The organism is Halorussus halobius (genome assembly GCF_004765805.1).
Taxonomy (GTDB): domain Archaea; phylum Halobacteriota; class Halobacteria; order Halobacteriales; family Haladaptataceae; genus Halorussus; species Halorussus halobius.
The window spans coordinates 58,616-77,550 of the sequence record NZ_SBIU01000006.1 but is presented as its reverse complement, the minus strand read 5'-3'; the positions used below and the strand labels follow the sequence as shown (position 1 = coordinate 77,550).

The following is an 18,935-nucleotide window of genomic DNA, read 5'->3' as shown; positions in this document are numbered from 1 at the left end:
CCCGAGGACCGTTCAGAGGACGATGCTCTTCTTCCGGGTCATCTCCTCGATGGTCGCGTGGAGGCCCTGTCGGCCGATTCCGGACGCCTCGTTGCCGCCGAAGGGGACGTCGCCGAGCCCGTGGCTGGGCGCGCCGTTGATGCGGACCGCGCCGGCGTCCAACTCGTCGGCCAGTTCCATCGCGCGGTCGTAGTCGCTCGTGAACACCGAGGCGTCGAGCGCGAGATCGCCCCGGTTGGCGATTTCGACGGCTTCGGCCTCGGTATCGAAGGTCGTCACTGCGGCGACCGGGCCGAACTGCTCCTCGTGGACGATGCGGGCGTCGTCGGGCACGTCCGCCAGCAGGGTCGGCTCGAACGTCGCGCCCTCGCGGTCGCCGCCCCGGACGAGTTCGGCACCCTTCTCGACCGCGTCCTCGACGAGGTCCTCGACCCACTCGGCCTGCTCCTCGTCGATGAGCGGTCCCATCGTGGCGTCGTCGTCGAACAGGTCGCCGGGCTGCCACGCGTCCATCTCGGCCTCCAGTCGGTCGACGACCTCGTCGTGGACCGACTCGTGGGCCAGCACCCGACTCACGGCCGAACAGCGCTGGCCCGCGTACTTGAACGACCCCTTGGCGCACTCGCCCGCGACGTCGCTCAGGTCCGCGTCGGGGAACACCACGGCGGGCGCGTTGCCGCCCAGTTCCATGTGGAGGTTGACGATTCCGCTCTCCTTGGCGACGTGCTTGCCCGCCGCGCTGGAGCCGGTCATCGATATCATGTCGATGCGGTCGTCGCCCGAGAGCACGTCGCCGACGACGCTCCCGCGACCCGGAACGAAGTTGAACGCGCCGTCGGGCAGGTCCAGTTCCGCGACCACGTCGGCCAGAATCGCGGCGCTGACGGGCGTGTCGCTCGCGGGCTTCAAAATCACGGCGTTGCCGGCCGCGAGCGCGGGCGCGACCGACAGCGCGGTGGTCGAGAGGGGGTAGTTGTACGGCGTGATGGCGAGGACGGTGCCGATGGGCTCGTGCTTGACGATGGCGTTCCAGCCCTCGTGGCCCGCCGTGGTCCCCTCGCGGAACTCGCCGGTCATCGCGCGAATCTCCTCTTTGGCCCGGCGGAACCGCTCGGCCGCGCTCTCGACCTCGCCCCGGGCCGACGAGATGGGCTTGCCGGCCTCGCGCACGACGACCTCGGCGAGCTCCGCCTTGCGGTCGAGCAGGCCGTCCGCGATCGCGTCCATCCACGCCGCGCGCTCGGGAATCGTCGTCCCCCGGAGCGCCGACTGGGCGCGCTCGGCGGCCGCGAGCGCTTCGTCGGCCTGCTCGGGACCGGCGGCGGCGACCTGCGCGAACGTGCCGCCGTCCGCGAGGTCGGTGACGTCTATCACGTCGTCGGCGTCGCGCCAGTCGCCGTCCACGTAGAGGCGCTCCCGACGCTGGAGTGGTCGCTGTGACATACGTCCTACTTGGCGGTCCGCGCGTAAAATGTTTACTCAAAATCGGATTAACAGCCGCGCGGGCCTCCGGGACCGAAGCGACGACGCCCACCGCGACGCTCGGGACGACCGACGGTTCCCTCGCCGCGACGGCCCGGCTGGAAGCGTGTTGGCCGAGGTAAACCGGAGCGAGCGCGACCTCGTCGCGGACGTGCTCGCCAAGTAGCCTTAAGCGGTTCTCGCCCGTCAGTCGACGCCACGATGAGCCGACAGCGACAGGTCCGACAGCGAGCGGGCACCGTGGCCGACAACGCGGTCCGGCTCGACGCCGAGAAGGCCGAGCAGGTGGTGGAGGCGCTGAACGCCGACCTCGCGGCCACCTCGATACTCTATCACCAGCTCCGCAAGCACCGGTGGAACGCGGCGGGCCCGCAGGCCCGACAGCTCCGCGAGTTCCTCGCCGACGCAGCCGCCGAGGCCGAGCGCCACGCCGACGAACTGGCCCACCGAGTCGTCGCGGTGGGCGGCGTCCCCGTGAGCGACCCGGGAGCCTTCGAACGGTACAGCCCGGTCCCGTTCGAGGGCGCGGACGCCTACGACGCCCGGACCGCGCTGGAGAGCGACCTCGACGCCTACGGCGACCTCGTCGAGAGCGTCAGCAGCCACCTCGAACTCGCCGAGAGCCTGGGCGACCACGCCACCGGCCACGTCCTGCGCGAGCAACTGGTCGCCCTCGAAGAGCGCGCCCGCGCCCTCGACGGACTGCTCGCCCACGCCTCGCTGACGCTGTGGTAGTTCGTCGGGAGCGTCTCGAACCCAGCCGGCGATTCTCGGGGCTGATAATTCGCGGGGGGTTTATTGGCCGACGGGCGAACCGCACGAGACGATTCCCCCGATGGTGTCGAAAGCGTTCTTCACGGGGTCGAAGTACCTCGTCGAGGACAACGACGGCCGTCACGACTACCTGCGGTTCGACGACGAGCGATTTCTGAGCGCGCTCGCGGCGGCGGGACGGAAGGTCTACCGCGCGCCGTTCGCGGCCGACGAGGCGAAGGGGCGGTACCTCGCGGCGCTAGTCGCGATCAACGACAGCTACTTCGCGGCCCGCGAGTACGAGGACGACGCGACGGGCAAGTACCTGAAACACGACGAGCGGGCCGAGCGCCGGTTTCGAGTGCGGACCGCCCAACGGCTCAGCGACGCCGTCGCGGACCTCCGGTCGCTGCTGTCGGCGCACGACGCGCTCGTCTCGGCCGGCCTCGATCACGTCGACCGGACCGTCGACCCCTCGGAGCGGGACCGAATCCGCTCTATCGTCCGGTCGACCGTGCTTGGCTGTACCGACCGCGCGGTCGCCGAGGGCTGGCTCCCGGTCGTCGAGGCCTACTACTACAGCCTCAGCCCGGGCGAACTCGTCGCGGAGGACCGCGAGCGCCGGAAGCAGCGCCTCGAAGGCACCGAAGAGTCGGTCGGCATCCGCGAGCTCCTGGACCGTCCGGGGATGGAGCGTCTCGCGCGGGGCGACGTCCGGCGCATCCGACGACTCGACCGGGAGTCGCCCGGCGCGGACCCCCGGGTCTGGAAGCGACTGCTGGACGACTACCCCTGGTACGTGGCCCGCGACGACGAGGGAGACGACGGGGAGCACGACGACGGGGGCGATGACGAGGGGGACGACGGAAGCGACCGGACGCTCGCAGCCGACAGGACCCCCGACGGATGAACTGGAACCTTACAGCGCGAGCCACCGCGTCGTCAGGTCGGGGTCGAGCAGGTGCCAGCGCTGCTCGACCCGGCTCTCGACGCGCCGGAGTTCGACCACGGCGTCGAACAGCGCCTCGACGGTCGCCACCGACGCCGAGTCGTAGCCGCCCGGCAGGTGGTAGTGGCCCATGCCGTCGACTCGCTCGACGGTCTCGATGAGGGCGAGCAACAATCGGCGGAGAGTCCGCTCGTCGGACGCCTCGACCAGGGGTGCCAGCGAGTCGACGCACAGCCGGAGTTCCGCGGGCGAGAGCTCGCCCGCCTCGGCCGCGAACGACTCGACGGCCGCCTCGACTGCCCGCGAGAGGTCGCCGAGGTCGTCGCTCTCGACCGACGTGACCCGGAACGCCCGCCCGTCGCTCTCCCGGTCGCCGGCTTCCCCTGCAGCTCGACCGTCGGCGCGCCAGTCCACGACCGCGGCCGAGTCGCGGTAAGGACCCGACTGGACGCCGGCGAGTCTGGCGCGCGCGCTCGCCGGCCCGGCGTCGGTCGTCACGAACAGCCGGTAGCGCGGCCCGGCGCTCGACTCGCCCAGCAGGCGCTCGCAGCCCGCGTCCAGCGCGTCGGTCCCGACCAGCAGAACGTTACACCCGTTTCGCTTGAGGTCGGCCAGTCGCCGCCCGAACTGGCCGGCGGCCCCGTGCCCACCCCTTCCTTGCTCCCCCTGCATCGAATCACTAATGACGGGAATCGCAACAATAAGCGTTTCGGGCCCTCGAAAGGCGGTGTCGGGATGCGTCGACGTGACTGCAACCGACTCCGCGAACGCCCGCCAGTAGCCGGCAAGAAACCGGGGTTAGCCGTGGCCTTTCGGGTTCGGAAGCCCGACTGTCACGCGATGAGCGACCTGTTCAGTCCCCTCGAAATCCGCGACACGGAGCTACGAAATCGCGTGATGGTCTCGCCGATGTGCCAGTACAGTTGCGACGCCGACGGCCTCGCGACCGACTGGCACGAGGTCCACCTCGGGAGCCGAGCCGTCGGCGGGGCCGGCGTCGTGATGGCCGAGGCGACCGCCGTCGAGCCTCGGGGCCGCATCTCGCCGCGAGACCTCGGGCTGTGGAGCGACGACCACGCCGACGCGCTCGCGCCCGTCGCCGAGTTCGTGGCCGACCACGGCGCGACCCCGGCCATCCAGCTCGCCCACGCCGGGCGGAAGGCCAGCAAGACCCGACCGGCCGACGGGAGCCGGCCGCTCCAGCCCGACGAGGGTGGCTGGGAGACCGTCGCGCCCAGCGCCGAACCCTACCCCTACGACGACGAGCCGCCCGCCACGCGGCGCATGACCGAAGGCGACATTGCGGACGTGAAAGACGCCTTCGTCGCGGCCGCCGAGCGCGCCCGCGAGGCGGGCTTCGAAATCGCGGAGGTCCACGCCGCGCACGGCTACCTGCTCCACGAGTTCCTGTCGCCGGTCACCAACCGCCGGGAGGACGCCTACGGCGGCGACTTCGAAAGCAGAACGCGGCTGGTCCGCGAAATCACTGCGGCGGTCCGAGAGGTCTGGCCCGACGACGAACCCGTCTTCGTCCGGGTCTCGGCCAGCGACTGGCTCCCCGACCGCGAGTCGTGGACGGTCGAAGACACCGCGCGGCTCGCGCCCCTGCTCGCCGACGCGGGCGCGGACCTCGTCGACGTGAGCTCTGGCGGTCTGCACCCCGACCAGCAAATCCCCAGCACGGGACCGAACTATCAGGTGCCCTACGCCGAGCGCGTGGCCGAGAACACGGACGCGCTCGTGGGCGCGGTCGGCGGCATCACCGAACCAGCCCAAGCCGACGCCGTGATTCGGAACGACCGCGCGGACCTCGCCATCGTGGGCCGCGAGCACCTCCGGGACCCGTACTTCGCGCTCCACGCCGCCCAACAACTCGACGCCGTCGACCGCGCGGACGTGCCGGTGCAGTACCGGCGCGTGTTCGAGTGACGACGGGACCGACGCCGAACCGCTCCGGAGCGTGACTCCGAGTCCCACGCTACGGCAACCTATTTGTGCCGACCGGCCGCCCGCCATCGTATGGAGTACCGGCCGCTACCGTCGGACCGCGCCGAGGAGTTCCGGGAGTACGTCGACTACGCTTTCAGCCCCGAGGACGGGCCGGGAATCGACGACGAGGTGGCGCTCGACGACCAGCCCGGCGACGAGCGCGCGCTCCTCGCGGACGGCGAGTTGCTCGCGGTGTGTCGCCACTACTGGTTCCGCGCTCGCCTCCGCGACCGCTGGTTCGAGCTCCCCGGCCTCTCGGCGGTGGCCTCGCCGCCCGAGCACCGCCGGCAGGGCAACGTCGCCCGAATGTTGGCCGAGTCGCTGGTCGAGTACCGCGACCGGGGCGACCCGCTGACAGCGCTGTGGGCGTTCGAACACTCCTTCTACGCGCGGCAGGGCTGGGGACTCGCCACGAAGTTCGCCGAGTACGAGTGCGACCCCGAGACGCTCGGGTTCGCGCGCGACCGGGTCGACGAGTCCGGGCGGTTCCGCAGGCTCGACGCCGACGACTACCACCTGCTCGACCCCGTGCTGGCCGCCGCGAACGAGGGCCGCGAACTCGCGCTCGACCGCACCGAACAGTGGTGGCGCAAGCGCATCTTCGAGGGCTGGCAGGGCGACCCCTACGTCTACGGCTGGGCCGACGACGCGGGCGAGCTTCGGGGCTACGTCGCCTACCGCGTCGAGGACGAGGACGGTGGGAAGCGACTCGCTGCGGACGAATTCGTCGCGGCCGACCACGAGGCGCGGCTCCACTGCCTGCGACTGCTCGCCGACCACGACTCGCAGGTCGACCGCGTCAGCTTCTACGGTACGCCCGACGCCGACCTGTTCGACGTGGTCGACGACCCCGGCGACGTCGAGTGCGAGGTCAAGCCCGGGCCGATGGCCCGAATCGTGGACGTTCCGGCGGCGTTCGAGGCGTTCGCCGAGCCAGCCCCCGACGCTCCCGAGGGCGCGGCGACCGAGTTCACGCTCTCGGTGTCGGACCCGCTCGCGGACTGGAACGACGGGACGTTCCGGGTCGCGCTCGCGGACGGCACCGCGACGTGCGAGCCGACCGACGCGCCCGACGACGAGGCCGACGCGACGACCGGCGTGGGCGCGCTCTCGCAGGTGGTCGCGGGCTACCACTCGGTCGCGGACGCGGAGCGATTCGGCGACCTCGAAATCCGGACGCCGGCGGTCCGGGACGCGCTCGCGGCCGCGTTCCCCGAGCGCGAGGTCTTCCTGACCGAGGGGTTCTGAGACGTCGGGTTCGCTCGGGGGTCACCTGCGGTCGCCGTGATACGTCACCTCGACGCGACCCGCGAGCCGGACGAGAAGTGAGAGGCCGTACAGCGGCCCGACGTAGGTCAACACCCACGTCACGAACGTCTCGATCCACGAGGGGTCGTCGGTGACTCGCTCGCGGTACACCCGGTAGTACGACCCGTCGTCGAGTCGAATCGGCGTGTCGGGAACGTCGACTTCGCGCCGGGACGTGGTCTCGCCGTTCCGAGCAGTCTCGACCGTCACGGAAGCGAGGTCGTCGCGGTTCACGTCGAGGGATTCCCGTTCGAGGGCTTCCGCAGGGTCCGCGCGTTCGAGCCTCGCGTCGACCCGGTAGAGTCCGTCGCCACGCGGGGCCGACTCGTTGGTGACGTGCGTCGGCTCGTACAGCGTGCCGTCGAGTTGGACGTATTCGTAGTAGTCCGCCGAGTACGTCGAGAACGTGGGCGTGTGGTCCGGGTTGGAGAAGTAGACCCCGGTCGGAATCCACCCCTCGTCGAGCAGGTGGCGCTCGAAGCTACACGCCCGGAGGTCGCCGCCCCAGCCCGCACACTCGATGTCCTCGCTGAGCGGCGTTCCCGGCGGGAGGTCCGCCTCGCCGGCGTACTCGATTCCCTCGTCGGTCGTCACGACCTCGGCGCGGTCGTAGGTGTAAGTCGGCCCGCCCAGTCCGATAGCGGCGGTCCAGAGCGGTCCGGCGACCAGTCCGACCGCCAGCAGACCGACCAGTACGTCTCGGGCCAGCGGCGAGTCGGCTCGCGGGAGGGCCATCGACCCAAACCTGTAACCGGACCGAAAAATGCGTTGTGCTTCTCGACCCGCATTTCGGTCGCACGAAACGGGGCGACACTCCGGTTCCAGACGGCAGTGTTTAGATATGCGCACCCAACTACTGCCCGCGCTCGGTGACGCAACTAGCGCTCCTGGTGGGCTGAACGGGCGAGGGCTTTCGAAGACCTCTCGTTGCGGAAACTGGCGTATCCGAACACTCCCGGGAAAGCGCCCAAACTCTTTACGCCGCGACACCTACGTCCAGTCATGAGCGACGACCGCGACGACCGCGACGACCGACGCGACCGGCGGGAAGCTCGGCGCGACCCCGAGGACCTCGACGAGCGGGTCGCCGAACTCGAATCCCACGTCCGAGAGCTCCGGGACGAACTCGGTCGACCGCCGGAGGGTCCCGCCGGCCTGCCCAGACCGCCGACGCCCCGCGAGGTGCTGTCGTTCACCGGCGAGTACGCCATTCCGACCGCCATCGCCGTGCTGGAGGCCAACGTCCGCGCGCTGAAGGCGCTCCAGCGCGTCGTCACGGCACTCGACCCCGAGCGCAGCGCGGTCGGCCAGGAGCGCGACCGGCTCGAATCCCGGGCCGCCGACGCCAGCAGGGCGACGCTCGACCGGCTCGAATCCGCGCTCGAAGACGTGGAGACGACCATCCGGGAGAACGACCTGCCCCGCGAGGAGGAGGCCCGGAGCATCCTCGACGACGCTCGCCGTGTCAACCGCGAGATACGCGACCGGGTCGACAGCGAGCGCGAAGCGGCCGACGACGCACGGGAGCGCGCCCGCGAGACCGACCGCGAGCGACCGCGCAGGGACGACGGCGACCGACGCGTCGACGACGGAGGCGACCGCGAGCGCAGGAGGGCGTTCGAGGACTCGGACGATAGCCTCGACGGCGGAACGCGCATCGAGGTCGACGACGTGGACTCCGAAGGCCGGAACGCGGCCGCCGAGGACCGCGAGGGGGTCGACGAACCCGGTCCCGAGGTCGACGTCGAGGCCGAACTCCGGTCCATCAAGGACGAACTCGACGACGCCCGAAGCACGGGCGCGACGCCGACCTCGGAGTCGTCGGACCCCGACGACGAGTCGGCGGCCGACGACGCCAGCGAGGAAGCCGCCACCGGCGAGCGCGACGACGCGCCCGAGGACGGCGCGGACGAGAGCGACGCTGACGACGAGTAGTCGGTTCCGGATTCCTTCTGGGAAGCGTCGCCGGCTATCTACTCCGGCACGCGCTCGACGTCGGGGTCGCTGACCCACCGATAGAGTCGTTCCCTGAGCGTCGGTCCCGAGCGCCCGGCCCGCCCGGCGACCCACGCCAGCGTCGCCGCCCCGACCCCGAGCGCGAGCAGCGCGTAGTTGGCGGCGTCGTTGGTCGCGTACACGAGGTCGAGCGCGTACAGCTTCGGCGAGAGCGGGTAGAGCGGCATCACGCCCCACGGGTTCAGTACGTCCGCGAGCAGGTGGGCGACGACCGCGAACGCGCCGAGGAAGAACGCCCAGCACGCGCCCCGAATCGCCTCGCGGCGCGGGCGACCCCGCAGCGACGACGCCACGACCAGCACGCAGACCGCCCCGACCCCGAGTGCGAACCAGAGCGTGTGGGTTACGCCTCGGTGGACGAGGAAGGCGACGTCGCCGTCCACGTCCGGGAGGAGCGCGAACGCCACGACCACGCCGCCGCCGTAGAGCGCGTCGCTGTCGTATCGCCGCGAGAGCAGCGCGTAGCCGACGAGGGCGTACAGCGTCAGCGCGACGCCGTAGTGGCCCAGCGGGAACATACCGAATCGCCTCTCGGGACTCAATGTGAATCTATCGATTCAAATTATTGCGCGGGCAAACAGCGTCCGGCGCGGTCGTGGTAGGGTTGCGGCGCGGTCGCTGGGCGGTCTCTCACAGGTGACGGCAGCAGCTAGCTTCCTGACAGCGGTCACGGCCAGTTCGGGCAGCTCGAAGCTAGCTACTGCCGAAGCCGATGAGAGACCGCACAGCACTGCACCCCAACAACCGCACAGCACCGCATCTACTCCTTCCGGACCAGTCCCTCGACCGTTCCCGTCAGCACCGTCTCGCCGGCCTCGTTCTCGCAGGTGACCGACGCGGTGAGGTCGTAGCTGCGCTCGCGCTCCGCGACGGCGTCGATGGTCATCTCGCAGGTGACGGTTTCGCCGGTGTAGACCGGTTTCAGGAAGTCGAAGGTCATCGACCGGCCGAGGACGTTCAGGTCGCCGCCGAGTTTGGTCGGCATCGTGGCCGTGAGCAGGCCGTGGACCAGCAGGCGGCCCTCCGCGTCGGGTTCGAGGTGGCGGGGCTGGTCGTCGCCCGAGAGGGCGGCGAACGCCCGGACCTCCTCGGGCGTGAAGGCGCGTTCGAAGGTTCGGGTATCCCCTTCTTCGGGTGGTGTCATCGTCGCTCCTCGGCTGGCGTCGCGGTCACACCGGCTCGAACCGGTAGCCGTCCCACTCCTGGCTCGCCGGCTCGCGGATGCCCGCCTCGGGGTCCCGAAGCTCCTCGGCGTACACCGGCCGCACCTCGTCGCCGATGTCGACTTCGGCGTCCTCGACCAACTGGCCGATGGCGCGCACCGACTCGCCCTCGACCGAGAACGCCACGATTGCCAGCGAGTTGGGCTGGCGGACGCCAGGTGGGGTCGCGGTGTTGGTCGTCCACGTCACGACCGTCGCGGTCCGATCGCTCAGGTCGATTTCGTCGGTCTGTGCCTCGCCACAGTCCGGACACAGCTCGTGGCCCGGATAGGTCAGGTGGCCGTTCGGACAGCGGTGTGCGTGCATCGACATCTACGGCTCCTCCACGATAGTCGTGGTGACGCAGTTGCCAAACCCGCCGACGTTGCAGGCCAGGCCGACCTCGCAATCGACCTGTCGGTCGCCGGCCTCGCCGAGCAACTGCCGGTGTAACTCGTACAACTGTGCGACGCCGCTCGCGCCGAGCGGGTGGCCCTTCGACTTGAGGCCGCCGGAGGTGTTGACGGGCAACTCGCCGTCGCGGTCGGTGACGCCGTCCTCGACCGCGCGCCAGCCCTCGCCCTGCTCGAAGAAGCCGACCGCTTCGCTCTGGAGGAATTCGAGGATGGTGAACATGTCGTGGAGTTCCGCCACGTCCACGTCCTCGGGGCCGCGCCCGGCCATCTCGTAGGCCTCGCGGGAACTCTCGACCGCGCCGCCCATCACGGTGGGGTCGTCGCGCTCGTGGACGACGTGGGTGTCGGTCGCGCCCGCGACGCCCGAGATTACGGTGTACCGCTCGTCCGGCGCGTACTCGTCGGCCAGCGACTCGGGGCAGAGCAACAGCGCCGCGCTCCCGTCCGTGATGGGACAGAAGTCGTAGAGCCGCAGGGGGTCGGCCACGATTGGCGAGTCCATCACGGTTTCGAGGTCGACCGCCTTCCGGAACTGGGCGTGGGGGTTGTCCAGCCCGTTCCGGTGGTTCTTGACCGCGACCTTCGCCAGACTCTCGCGGGGCGCGTCGTACTCGTGGAGGTACCGGCGGGCGGTGAGGCCGGCGAAACTCGGGAGGGTCACGCCGTGCTTGTACTCGACGGGATGGGTGAGCGAGGCGATGACGTCGGTCGCTTCGGCGGTCGTCCGGTGGGTCATCTTCTCGCCGCCGACCAGCAGGGTGAGGTCGCTCGCGCCCGAGGCGACCGACTGCCACGCGGCGTAGACGCCCGCGCCGCCCGAGGCCGAGGTCTGGTCGACGCGCTGGGTGTAGGCCGGCATCGCCCCGAGGTCGTGGGCGAGCGCGTTTGGCGCGCCGGTCTGGCCCTCGAACTCCCCGCTGGCCATGTTCGAGACGTAGAGGTGGTCGACGTCGGCGGGGGTCGCGTCCGCGTCGGCGAGACACTCGCGACCGGCCTGCGCGAGCAACTCGCTCAGCCACGCGTCGCGCTCGCCGAACTCCGTCATCGACGCCCCGACGATTGCTACCCTGTCCATACCGTCCCGAAGGCCCAGCGGGACTTTATAACTCGGGGGTCGTGGCAGTTCGGAGAAGACCGAACGACGAGTGTGACGTCGAAAGCCCTCGGCCAGTTCAGTCCACCAGGGTTGGACGGTTGCGTGACCGAGCGCACGTAGCCGGTGGTCGCGCTTATCTGAGCTTCCCGTCTCGGCCGTGACATCTACTGCGGCGAATCGAACGCCGCACTACTCGACGCGGAACTCCGGCCCCGAGTCGGTGTCCTGGACCTCGACGCCGAGCGCTTCGAGGTCGTCCCGGAGGTCGTCGGCGCGCTCGTAGTTGCCGGCGTCGCGCTCGCGCTCGCGGACGTCCAGCACGAGGTCGACCAGTTCGTCGACGAGCCGGACGTCGCCCGCGGCGTCGCCCGCGAGCGCGAACCCGAGGACGCCCTCGCCGAGTTCCTCGAAGGTCTCGACCGCGTCGCGGAGCGCCCGGTAGTCGTACTCGTCGCGCTCGTCGACGTGGCTGTTGACCGCGCCGACCAGTTCCAGCAGCGCCGTGATGGCCTCGCGGGTGTTGAAGTCGTCGTTCATCGCGGCCTCGAACGCCTCGCGAGCGTCGGCCACCGCGTCCCGGAGGTCGCCGTCTTCGACCTTGGTCCGGGCCTCGACCGAGTCGACGGCGTCGACGGCGGCGTCGTAGCCCCTGTCGAGTCGCTCCCAGCGCTCGACCGCCTCGTCGAGGACCGCCTCGCTGTACGTCTGGCGGTTGTTGTACGCGGTCGACAGCAGGAACATCCGGACCGCGTTCGGGCCGAACTCCGAAATCGCGTTCCGGACCGTGAAGTAGTTCTGGAGCGACGACGACATCTTCTCGCCGCCGGTCTCCAGCAGTCGGACGTGGAGCCAGTACTTCGCGAACTGCTGGCCGGTCGCGGCCTCGCTCTGGGCGATCTCGTTCTCGTGGTGGGGGAAGACGAGGTCCTGCCCGCCGACGTGGACGTCGATGGTGTCGTCCAGATGCGTCGTGCTCATCGCCGAGCACTCGACGTGCCAGCCCGGCCGGCCCTCGCTCCACGGCGAGTCCCAGGTCTGGCCGCCGGGAGCTGCGTCGTCCGGCTGGGCCTCGCCGGCCTTCCAGAGCGCGAAGTCGGCCGGGTTGCGCTTCTCCGACAGTTCGGACGCCTCGCCCTGGGCCTCCATCTCCTCGACCTGCTGGTTCGAGAGCTTGCCGTACTCCTCGAACTCGGTCACGTCGAAGTAGACCGAGCCGTTCGACTCGTAGGCGTACCCCTTCCCTAGCAGGGTCTCCACGAGGTCGACGATTTCGGGGACGTGCTCGCTGACCCGGGGGTACACCTCGGCGCGTCGGAGGTTGAGCGAGCGCATGTCCTCGAGGACCTCGCCGACGAAGTGGCGGGCGACCTCGTCCTCGCTGTCGCCGAGACCGTCCTCGCCGACGCGCGCGACGATTTTCTCGTTGACGTCGGTGAAGTTCTCGACGTGGCGCACGTCGTAGCCCACCTGTTCGAGCCATCGATGCATCACGTCGACGTGGACCCACGACCGGGCGTGCCCGAGGTGGGCGAGGTCCGAGACCGTCAGCCCGCAGTAGTAGAGGAGAACCGAGTCGGGGTCCTGGGGCTCGAACGGCTCCTGCTCACCGGTCAGGGTGTTCGTCACGCGTAACGTCATCGCCGGCTAGTAGCCCCAGCGTTCGCTTTAAAGGTTCGATAGGAACACTTCGCGCCGACACTCGCTCGGGGCGACCCGCTGGGCCCGACCGACGCCTACTCGCTCCCGTCGGACCCGAGGGCGGCGGGCACGGTCGCGAGCGCGTCCTCGGCGACCCGCACCGCGTTCGGCCCGTCGCGCCGGTCGACCGCGACCACGAGCCGGCCGCCGGCAACCCCCGCGCTCCGGACGTCGACGCCCGCCGCGTCCAGCCGGTCGAGGAGGTGGGCCAGCCCGCGACCGTCCACCTCGCCCTCGGCGACCACCGCCGTCAGCGTCCCCTCGCCGGGTTCGAGACCGGTGTCCCCGACCGCGAGCGGCGCGCCACCGTCGTCGCCCGGCCCCGTCTGTCCTCCCGCGTTGGGCCATCCGTCCGTCTCGCCGAGTCCGCTCCGCATCGACACGCGGACGTCCCGTGGCTCGCGCTCGCGGTCGGGGAGCGACTCCGCGTACCGGCGCAGCGCGGTCGCGACCGACTCCGCGTCCCCGTCGACCTCGTCCGCGAGCGAGCGGGCCGCCGCCGTGTAGTTGACGACGCCGTCGCGGAGCGCGCCCAGCAACGCGGGGCGACGCCGGGCGGCCTCGCGGGCGTCTTCGGCCAGCGTCATGCGCGGGGCGACGCGGTCGACCGGCAAAAACGATGCGAAAGCTCGGTCGCGGGCGGGTCCCGCGCCGAGCGTTCAATCGCCGCGAACGAGCAGGTAGCCCGCCGTCGCCACGCTCGCCAGCGCGACTATCGCGCCGACCACCACCGCACCGCTGTTCGAGAGCGTGGCCGAGCCGACCGCCACCGCGACCGCGAACAGACCGAGCGCGGCGACCGGGCCGTCCGCGGCCAGCGACGCCGACACCGCCTCGTACCCGCCCGCCTCGTCGTCGGTCGCTTCCCTCGCGGGCGGGTCGGCGAAGCGCTCGTCGACGTCGACGGCGTCCTCGCGCTCGTCGGGTTCGACGACCGAGACGGTCACGTAGTCGGTCTCCGCGCCGTGGCCGGTGACCACCTTGAGCTGGCCCTCCACGGGGCGGGGTTCGTCCGCGACCTCGACCGTCACCTGCCGGGTCGAATCGGCGTCCACGAAGTGGTTGTTCGCGGGAATCGACGCCACCTGCGACAGCGCGTCGTCGAGGTGGAGGTGGACGTGGACAGGCGCGTCGCCGTTCCGAAGCAGTATCTCGAACGAGTCGGTCGCCTCGAACGACGCCGGCGTCCGGACGTCGTGGAGTCGGTCGTGGTTGAGCGAGACCGGGAGACTGTCTGGCACGACGGGTACTACCTCCGAGTCGGGGGAGAAAAAACTACGCCTCCGCGTCGCGCATGTCCGGCGGCAGGAGGTTCGGGATGCCGTCCTCGATCGGGAAGGTCTCGCCACACTCCGTACAGGTCAGGGTGCCCGCGAGGACCTCCTCGTCGTCGGTCTCGGTCGCGTCGAGTTCGAGCGCCTGTTTGTCGAGTGGACAGCAGATGACGTCCATCAGCGACTGTTTCATGAGAGAGCGTGTGGGCGGACGGGCCAAAAGCGTGACGGGTTGGCGGGCGGTCTCGGGCGGGGTCCCCCGCGTAGGCGAGTCCGCGCGGTGACGCTCGCGAACGCCCGGGCAGGTCACTCGAAGGGGTCTTCCAGCACGACCGACTCCTCGCGGTTCGGCCCGACCCCGACCGCGTAGATGGGAACGTCGAGTTGGTCGCTGACGTAGCCGAGGTACTCGCGGGCGTTCTCGGGGATGGCGTCGTAGCCCGTCTCGGCGACCGCCGACCAGTCCACGTCCTCCCAGCCGTCGAACGTGCGGAAGTTCGGTTCGCAGTCGCCCCACCGCTCGGTGGTCGCGGGCACGGTGAACAGTTCCTCACCGTCGAGGTCGTAGCTGTGGCCGACCTGCACTTCGTCCAACCCCGCCAGCACGTCGACGTGGTTGACCGCGAGGCCGGTGAACCCGTTCACGCGGGTCGAGTGGCGGAGCATCGGCAGGTCGAGCCAGCCCACGCGCCGGGGTCGGCCGGTGACGGTGCCGTACTCGCCGCCCTCCTCGCGGACGTAGGTCGCCAGTTCCTCGTCGTCGCCCTCGCCCTGCTCGTCGTAGCCGGGCGTATCGCCGACGACGCCGCCGAGTTCGGTCGGCATCGGCCCGCTGCCGACCCGAGTGAGGTAGGCCTTGACGATGCCGACGACCTCGCCGCCGCCGACCACGCCCGGCCCCAGGCCGGTCCCGGTGGCCGCGCCGCCCGCAGTGGGGTTCGAGGAGGTGACGTACGGGTAGTTGCCGTGGTCGACGTCGATGAGCGTCCCCTGCGCGCCCTCGAACATCACTTCGTCGCCGGCGTCGAGGCGGTCGGCGAGGAACGGGCCGGCGTCGACGGTCATCCGCTCCTCGCGCAGGCGCTCGCCGTAGCGCCGGTACTCCTCGTACAGCGACGCCACGTCGAACTCCTCGCCGATATCGACGCCGAACACGTCCTCGGCGAGCGCCCGCTTCTGGGGCACGACGTACTCCAACTTCTCGCGCAGGCGCTCGGGGTCGACCAAGTCGCCGACCCGAACGCCCCGCCGACCGACCTTGTCCTCGTAGGTCGGGCCGATACCGCGCCCGGTCGTGCCGACCTCCTGGTCGGACTCGCTCTTGGCCTCCTCCTCGATGCCGTCGAGCACGCGGTGGTACGGGAAGATGACGTGCGCGCGCCGCGCGACCCGGACGTCGGGGTCGAGGCCCCGCTCGCGGAGGTCGTCTATCTCCTCGAACAGCGTGGCGGGGTTGACCACGCAGCCGTTGCCGAGGACGCCGACCTTCCCCCGCACTGCACCGCTCGGAACCAGCGATAGCTTGTACTCGGTGCCGCCCTCGACGACTGTGTGGCCCGCGTTGTCGCCGCCCTGATATCGGACGACCACGTCGGCGGCATCGCCCCAGAGGTCCACGATGCCGCCCTTTCCCTCGTCGCCGAGTTGCGAGCCGACGATGGTTACGGTCATTACGCCGAGTGGTTCACCCGCTCGTCGTAAACCGATTTCGGTCCGTCGACCGTGATGATGCATAGTCGTGCCTAAAACCGAACCTCGCCCGGCCGAAACAACCAGTTTCGAGGATATCGACCGGGGAGGGGCCGACGCGCGGCTCGTCGGGAGCGCCAAAACCGTTAACTGTTCTCACTCTCAACAATCGGAACAGTAACAGCGCGCCACCGGGTGGACAGCAACATTTAAAAGCCTCTAAGACAAGTTAACACGTGCCATGATAGATCGACTGGAGAAGGAAGTCGATATGTTGGAGCGACATCTGCAGGTACTGAAGATGGTCATCGAGAGCGAGCCCATCGGCATCGTGAAGATGTCCAACGAGACGGGCTACCCCCACCACAAGGTCCGTTACTCCCTCCGCGTCCTCGAAGAGGAGAACCTCATCGAGCCGTCGAGTCAGGGTGCCATCACGACCGAGCGGACCGACGAGTTCGTGGCCGAACTCGACGGCAAGATAGACGAGATAAACGGGAAACTCGAGGGGATGAAGATCACCGAGAAACAGGAAGCCGAGAGCTAGAGTTCCGGAACGTTCAGGTGGAAGTCGCCGCCCCGCGACTCGACGAGACAGAGATGGTAACCGCGCTTGCGGGATAGTTTGACGAAACTCGCTCTCTTCTCGCGACTCAACAGGCCGCCGCTGGTCGCCGCCTCCGCGGTTTCGAGCGCCTCCGGCTCGAAGAAGCTCGCCGTGACCTGGAACGCGCCCGCGAGTTCGTCGTGGCTCCGTGACACGTCCGAGGCGGCGTCGACCAGCGAGCCCATCATCTCGCCGGTGGTGGGGTCCCGCGAGTCGTTGAGGTCGGCCACCACCAGCGGCTCGCCCATCCGGTCGCGCATGATGACGTCGAACGACTCCTGTCGGGTGTCCTCCCGGGTGTCGCCCGCGCTCACCGTGCCGTGGAGGTCGACCCGGTCTATCTTCGGAATCGCCTCGTATAGCTCCTTCAGGGCGTTCCGCTTGCCGGTGTCGCGTATCTCGTACAGCAGCTCCTCGACGACCCACGACGCGAACTCGTACTCGAACGAGCCCACGAGAAACGCCTCGAACGGCTCGCCGTCCACGCTGACCTCGTCGGCCTCGAACTGCGTGTGGTGTTCGAGCCGGAGGTTGGCGTTCACGTCGCTCCGGTCGACCTGTCCCTTCGCGGCCTCGTCGAGCGTGGCCTCGCCCTTGGAGTCGTACCGGACGAAGAGGTTGGTCCCGTCGAAGGCGTCGGCCTCGTCGAGTTGCCGGCCGACCGCGCTGGTGCCGGCCGAGGACGCGCCGTCGAGCTTGGCTTCGAGCCGCTCGACCTCCTGACTGAGCGCGTCGCGCTCGCGCTTGTACTCGTTGCGCTTGGATTCGAGGGACGAGAGGCGCTCTTTGAGCTGCTCGACCTGCTGTTTGCGCTGCTCGAGTTGCTTCCGGAGCTTCCGGATGCGGGCCCGGGCCTCGCTCGACTCCCCAGAGCCGTCGTCGGTGGTGCGCTCGGCCGCGCCCGACTCGCCGGCGGCCGTCCCCGTCGTCTCGCTCGTCCCGGCTCGGGACGTTCGCTCTTTGGTGGGTCGCCGACCGCGGGACTGCTCGCCGGACGCGTCGGCCCGACTCCGGTCGCCGCCCGCGGGAGTCGCGTCGGCCTGCGAGTCGTCCGAGGGCTCGTCGGGCTCGTCGCTCAGGTCGGGGTCGAGCGACGGAATCGTTGTGGTCTCGCGCCACTCGGCCTCCCCGCCGACCGCGCTCGACCCGCTTCCGGTCGAGTCGGCGGCGTCCGCCGTTCCGGCGGTCCCGACAGACCTGCCGCCCGCTTTCGCCTCCGACCGTGCACCGGCGTCGCCCGATGACCCGGCGTCGCCAGCCGAACCAGCGTCTTCCGTCGGACCGGCGTCCCGAACGTCGGGGCCGGTCGCCGCGTCACCGGACGTCGAGCGGTCGGCCGACGCGCCCCCACTCGCTCCGGCGGGCTCGCGCGTCGACGCTGTCCGGTCGGCGGCCGTGTTCCGTGCGCTATCGGTGGTTCGCCCGGACTCGGCAGGCCGCGACCGCTCGGACGCCGACGCTTCGGTTCCCGGCGAGGGGTCGGCCCCGCCCGCTTTGCTCGGACTCGACGCGGACTCCGCCGAATCGGTCGCCGACGCGTCCGAGGGCTCGGTCGTCCCGGCGTCCGACGACTCTCGGGCCGGGGCGTTCCGTCGCCGGTCGGACGCGTCCGCGTCGTCGCCCGAGGACCGGGCAGACGCGCCGGTGGCGGCGTCCGAGTCGGTCGTAGAGTCGGCGTCGTTCGAGCCCGAGCGACTGGCCGACGGGTTCGACGCCGCTTCGCTACTCGACCCCGCGGACCTCCGACCGGCGGCGTCGCGAGACGCCGCGTCATTGGCGGTCGCAGCGTCGCCGGACGAGCCGCCACCGCCCGCGCCGCTCGCCCCGGTACTACCGGGCGCGCCGCCACCGGACCCACTGCCGCCGGGCGCGGCGTCCGGTTCGTCGTCCGCGGGCTCGGGGACGTCGACGACCTTGACGTCGACGTCGGTGACCTCGTAGATGCCGACCTCGTCGGCGGCGCGCTCGAAGGCCTCCTCGCCGGTCACCACCTGCTCGCTCGCGCCGACGAACGCGACGCTCAGCGAGCGCCCGCCGTAGTAGGCGACGTAGTAGTCGCCGCTCAGGACGTTCTCGCTGAGTTCGACGAACCCCGTGAACTTCCCCTCCGTGAGCGTGTCGTCGACCTCCGACAGCGGCGTGTCGTTCGTGTAGTACTTCGCCCGCGTGTCCCCGCCCTGTTCCTGCATACTGAACAGCAGTGGGAGCGAGGGATGCGGTGCGGCGTACGCGGTCGCGTCCGCGTCCTCGAAGTCGTCGAGGGTCCCCTCGAAGACCCCGACGATTCGGCCGTTGAGCATGAACAGCCACGCCCCACTCCCCCTTACTGCCCCCGAGAACTCCCCGTCTGAGAGTTCGCGCAGGCCAGCGTACCCGTCGGCGACGGAACGGGTACTCCAGCTCTCGACCTGCTCGACCGTGCGCGGTTCCATATTACGTGGAAGCCAAAGCCGTTT

Annotated in this window: 20 protein-coding genes; 7 read left to right on the top strand and 13 right to left on the bottom strand. The window is 70.2% G+C overall.

Going from position 1 to position 18,935, the window contains the following annotated elements; genetic code table 11:
- Positions 1-12: 12 nt before the first annotated feature.
- Entirely contained in the window at positions 13-1,443 is a 1,431-nt protein-coding gene (locus EPL03_RS16435; protein WP_135830432.1) for an aldehyde dehydrogenase family protein, read from the bottom strand.
- 28 nt (positions 1,444-1,471) lie between these two features.
- Between EPL03_RS16435 and EPL03_RS20175 the strand changes: the two genes are divergently transcribed.
- The 3 genes from EPL03_RS20175 (at position 1,472) to EPL03_RS16425 (ending at position 3,145) form a co-directional block, all read left to right on the top strand.
- Positions 1,472-1,648, top strand: a complete 177-nt coding sequence (locus EPL03_RS20175) for a hypothetical protein (RefSeq protein ID WP_168216291.1) — start codon at positions 1,472-1,474, stop codon at positions 1,646-1,648.
- Positions 1,649-1,683: 35 nt separating this feature from the next.
- Complete coding sequence (gene dpsA, locus EPL03_RS16430) at positions 1,684-2,217, top strand: DNA starvation/stationary phase protection protein DpsA (protein WP_135830431.1); 534 nt, start codon at positions 1,684-1,686, stop codon at positions 2,215-2,217.
- A gap of 100 nt (positions 2,218-2,317) precedes the next feature.
- Positions 2,318-3,145 carry a hypothetical protein gene (locus EPL03_RS16425; RefSeq protein ID WP_135830430.1) on the top strand — a complete coding sequence of 276 codons (828 nt, stop codon included), beginning with the start codon at positions 2,318-2,320 and terminating at the stop codon, positions 3,143-3,145.
- A gap of 9 nt (positions 3,146-3,154) precedes the next feature.
- Here the strand turns inward: EPL03_RS16425 and EPL03_RS16420 are convergent, their stop codons facing one another.
- A complete protein-coding gene (locus EPL03_RS16420; RefSeq protein ID WP_135830429.1) occupies positions 3,155-3,856 on the bottom strand; it encodes a DUF7504 family protein in 702 nt (233 codons plus the stop codon).
- A 168-nt stretch (positions 3,857-4,024) separates the two neighbouring features.
- Here EPL03_RS16420 and EPL03_RS16415 point away from each other — a divergent pair, with 168 nt between their 5' ends.
- Both EPL03_RS16415 and EPL03_RS16410 read left to right on the top strand, forming a co-directional pair.
- Positions 4,025-5,113 carry an NADH:flavin oxidoreductase/NADH oxidase gene (locus EPL03_RS16415; RefSeq protein ID WP_135830428.1) on the top strand — a complete coding sequence of 363 codons (1,089 nt, stop codon included), beginning with the start codon at positions 4,025-4,027 and terminating at the stop codon, positions 5,111-5,113.
- Positions 5,114-5,203: 90 nt separating this feature from the next.
- Positions 5,204-6,421, top strand: a complete 1,218-nt coding sequence (locus EPL03_RS16410; RefSeq protein WP_135830427.1) for a GNAT family N-acetyltransferase — start codon at positions 5,204-5,206, stop codon at positions 6,419-6,421.
- A 21-nt stretch (positions 6,422-6,442) separates the two neighbouring features.
- Here the strand turns inward: EPL03_RS16410 and EPL03_RS16405 are convergent, their stop codons facing one another.
- Positions 6,443-7,216: a hypothetical protein gene (locus EPL03_RS16405; protein ID WP_135830426.1), complete on the bottom strand. Its 774-nt coding sequence runs from the start codon at positions 7,214-7,216 to the stop codon at positions 6,443-6,445.
- Between the two features lie 267 nt (positions 7,217-7,483).
- On the opposite strand from EPL03_RS16405, the gene EPL03_RS16400 reads away from it, so the two are divergent.
- Complete coding sequence (locus EPL03_RS16400; RefSeq protein ID WP_135830425.1) at positions 7,484-8,416, top strand: DUF7547 family protein; 933 nt, start codon at positions 7,484-7,486, stop codon at positions 8,414-8,416.
- 38 nt (positions 8,417-8,454) lie between these two features.
- Here the strand turns inward: EPL03_RS16400 and EPL03_RS16395 are convergent, their stop codons facing one another.
- The 9 genes from EPL03_RS16395 to EPL03_RS16355 all read right to left on the bottom strand — a co-directional run bounded on the left by EPL03_RS16395 (position 8,455) and on the right by EPL03_RS16355 (position 15,854).
- Complete coding sequence (locus EPL03_RS16395) at positions 8,455-9,015, bottom strand: metal-dependent hydrolase (protein ID WP_135830424.1); 561 nt, start codon at positions 9,013-9,015, stop codon at positions 8,455-8,457.
- 242 nt (positions 9,016-9,257) lie between these two features.
- Positions 9,258-9,641 (bottom strand): MaoC/PaaZ C-terminal domain-containing protein, encoded by a 384-nt coding sequence (locus tag EPL03_RS16390; protein WP_135830423.1) that lies wholly within the window; start codon positions 9,639-9,641, stop codon positions 9,258-9,260.
- A gap of 25 nt (positions 9,642-9,666) precedes the next feature.
- Positions 9,667-10,032 carry a Zn-ribbon domain-containing OB-fold protein gene (locus tag EPL03_RS16385; protein ID WP_210425025.1) on the bottom strand — a complete coding sequence of 122 codons (366 nt, stop codon included), beginning with the start codon at positions 10,030-10,032 and terminating at the stop codon, positions 9,667-9,669.
- On the bottom strand, positions 10,033-11,190 hold the full coding sequence (locus tag EPL03_RS16380; protein WP_135830422.1) for a thiolase family protein: 1,158 nt from the start codon (positions 11,188-11,190) through the stop codon (positions 10,033-10,035).
- A gap of 210 nt (positions 11,191-11,400) precedes the next feature.
- Positions 11,401-12,849 (bottom strand): cysteine--tRNA ligase, encoded by a 1,449-nt coding sequence (gene cysS / locus EPL03_RS16375; protein WP_135830421.1) that lies wholly within the window; start codon positions 12,847-12,849, stop codon positions 11,401-11,403.
- Positions 12,850-12,944: 95 nt separating this feature from the next.
- Positions 12,945-13,496, bottom strand: a complete 552-nt coding sequence (locus tag EPL03_RS16370; RefSeq protein ID WP_135830420.1) for a DUF7523 family protein — start codon at positions 13,494-13,496, stop codon at positions 12,945-12,947.
- 72 nt (positions 13,497-13,568) lie between these two features.
- Positions 13,569-14,150, bottom strand: coding sequence for a DUF7524 family protein (locus EPL03_RS16365; RefSeq protein ID WP_135830419.1), 582 nt, complete (start codon positions 14,148-14,150; stop codon positions 13,569-13,571).
- A 34-nt stretch (positions 14,151-14,184) separates the two neighbouring features.
- On the bottom strand, positions 14,185-14,376 hold the full coding sequence (locus EPL03_RS16360) for a methytransferase partner Trm112 (protein ID WP_135830418.1): 192 nt from the start codon (positions 14,374-14,376) through the stop codon (positions 14,185-14,187).
- Positions 14,377-14,489: 113 nt separating this feature from the next.
- Positions 14,490-15,854, bottom strand: coding sequence for an adenylosuccinate synthase (locus tag EPL03_RS16355; protein WP_135830417.1), 1,365 nt, complete (start codon positions 15,852-15,854; stop codon positions 14,490-14,492).
- Between the two features lie 259 nt (positions 15,855-16,113).
- Between EPL03_RS16355 and EPL03_RS16350 the strand changes: the two genes are divergently transcribed.
- Positions 16,114-16,419: a hypothetical protein gene (locus EPL03_RS16350; RefSeq protein WP_135830416.1), complete on the top strand. Its 306-nt coding sequence runs from the start codon at positions 16,114-16,116 to the stop codon at positions 16,417-16,419.
- On the opposite strand, the gene EPL03_RS16345 is transcribed toward EPL03_RS16350, so the two are convergent.
- A complete protein-coding gene (locus tag EPL03_RS16345; RefSeq protein ID WP_135830415.1) occupies positions 16,416-18,911 on the bottom strand; it encodes a DUF7527 domain-containing protein in 2,496 nt (831 codons plus the stop codon). The two genes, EPL03_RS16350 and EPL03_RS16345, sit on opposite strands and share 4 nt — an antisense overlap.
- Between the last annotated feature and the right edge of the window lie 24 nt (positions 18,912-18,935).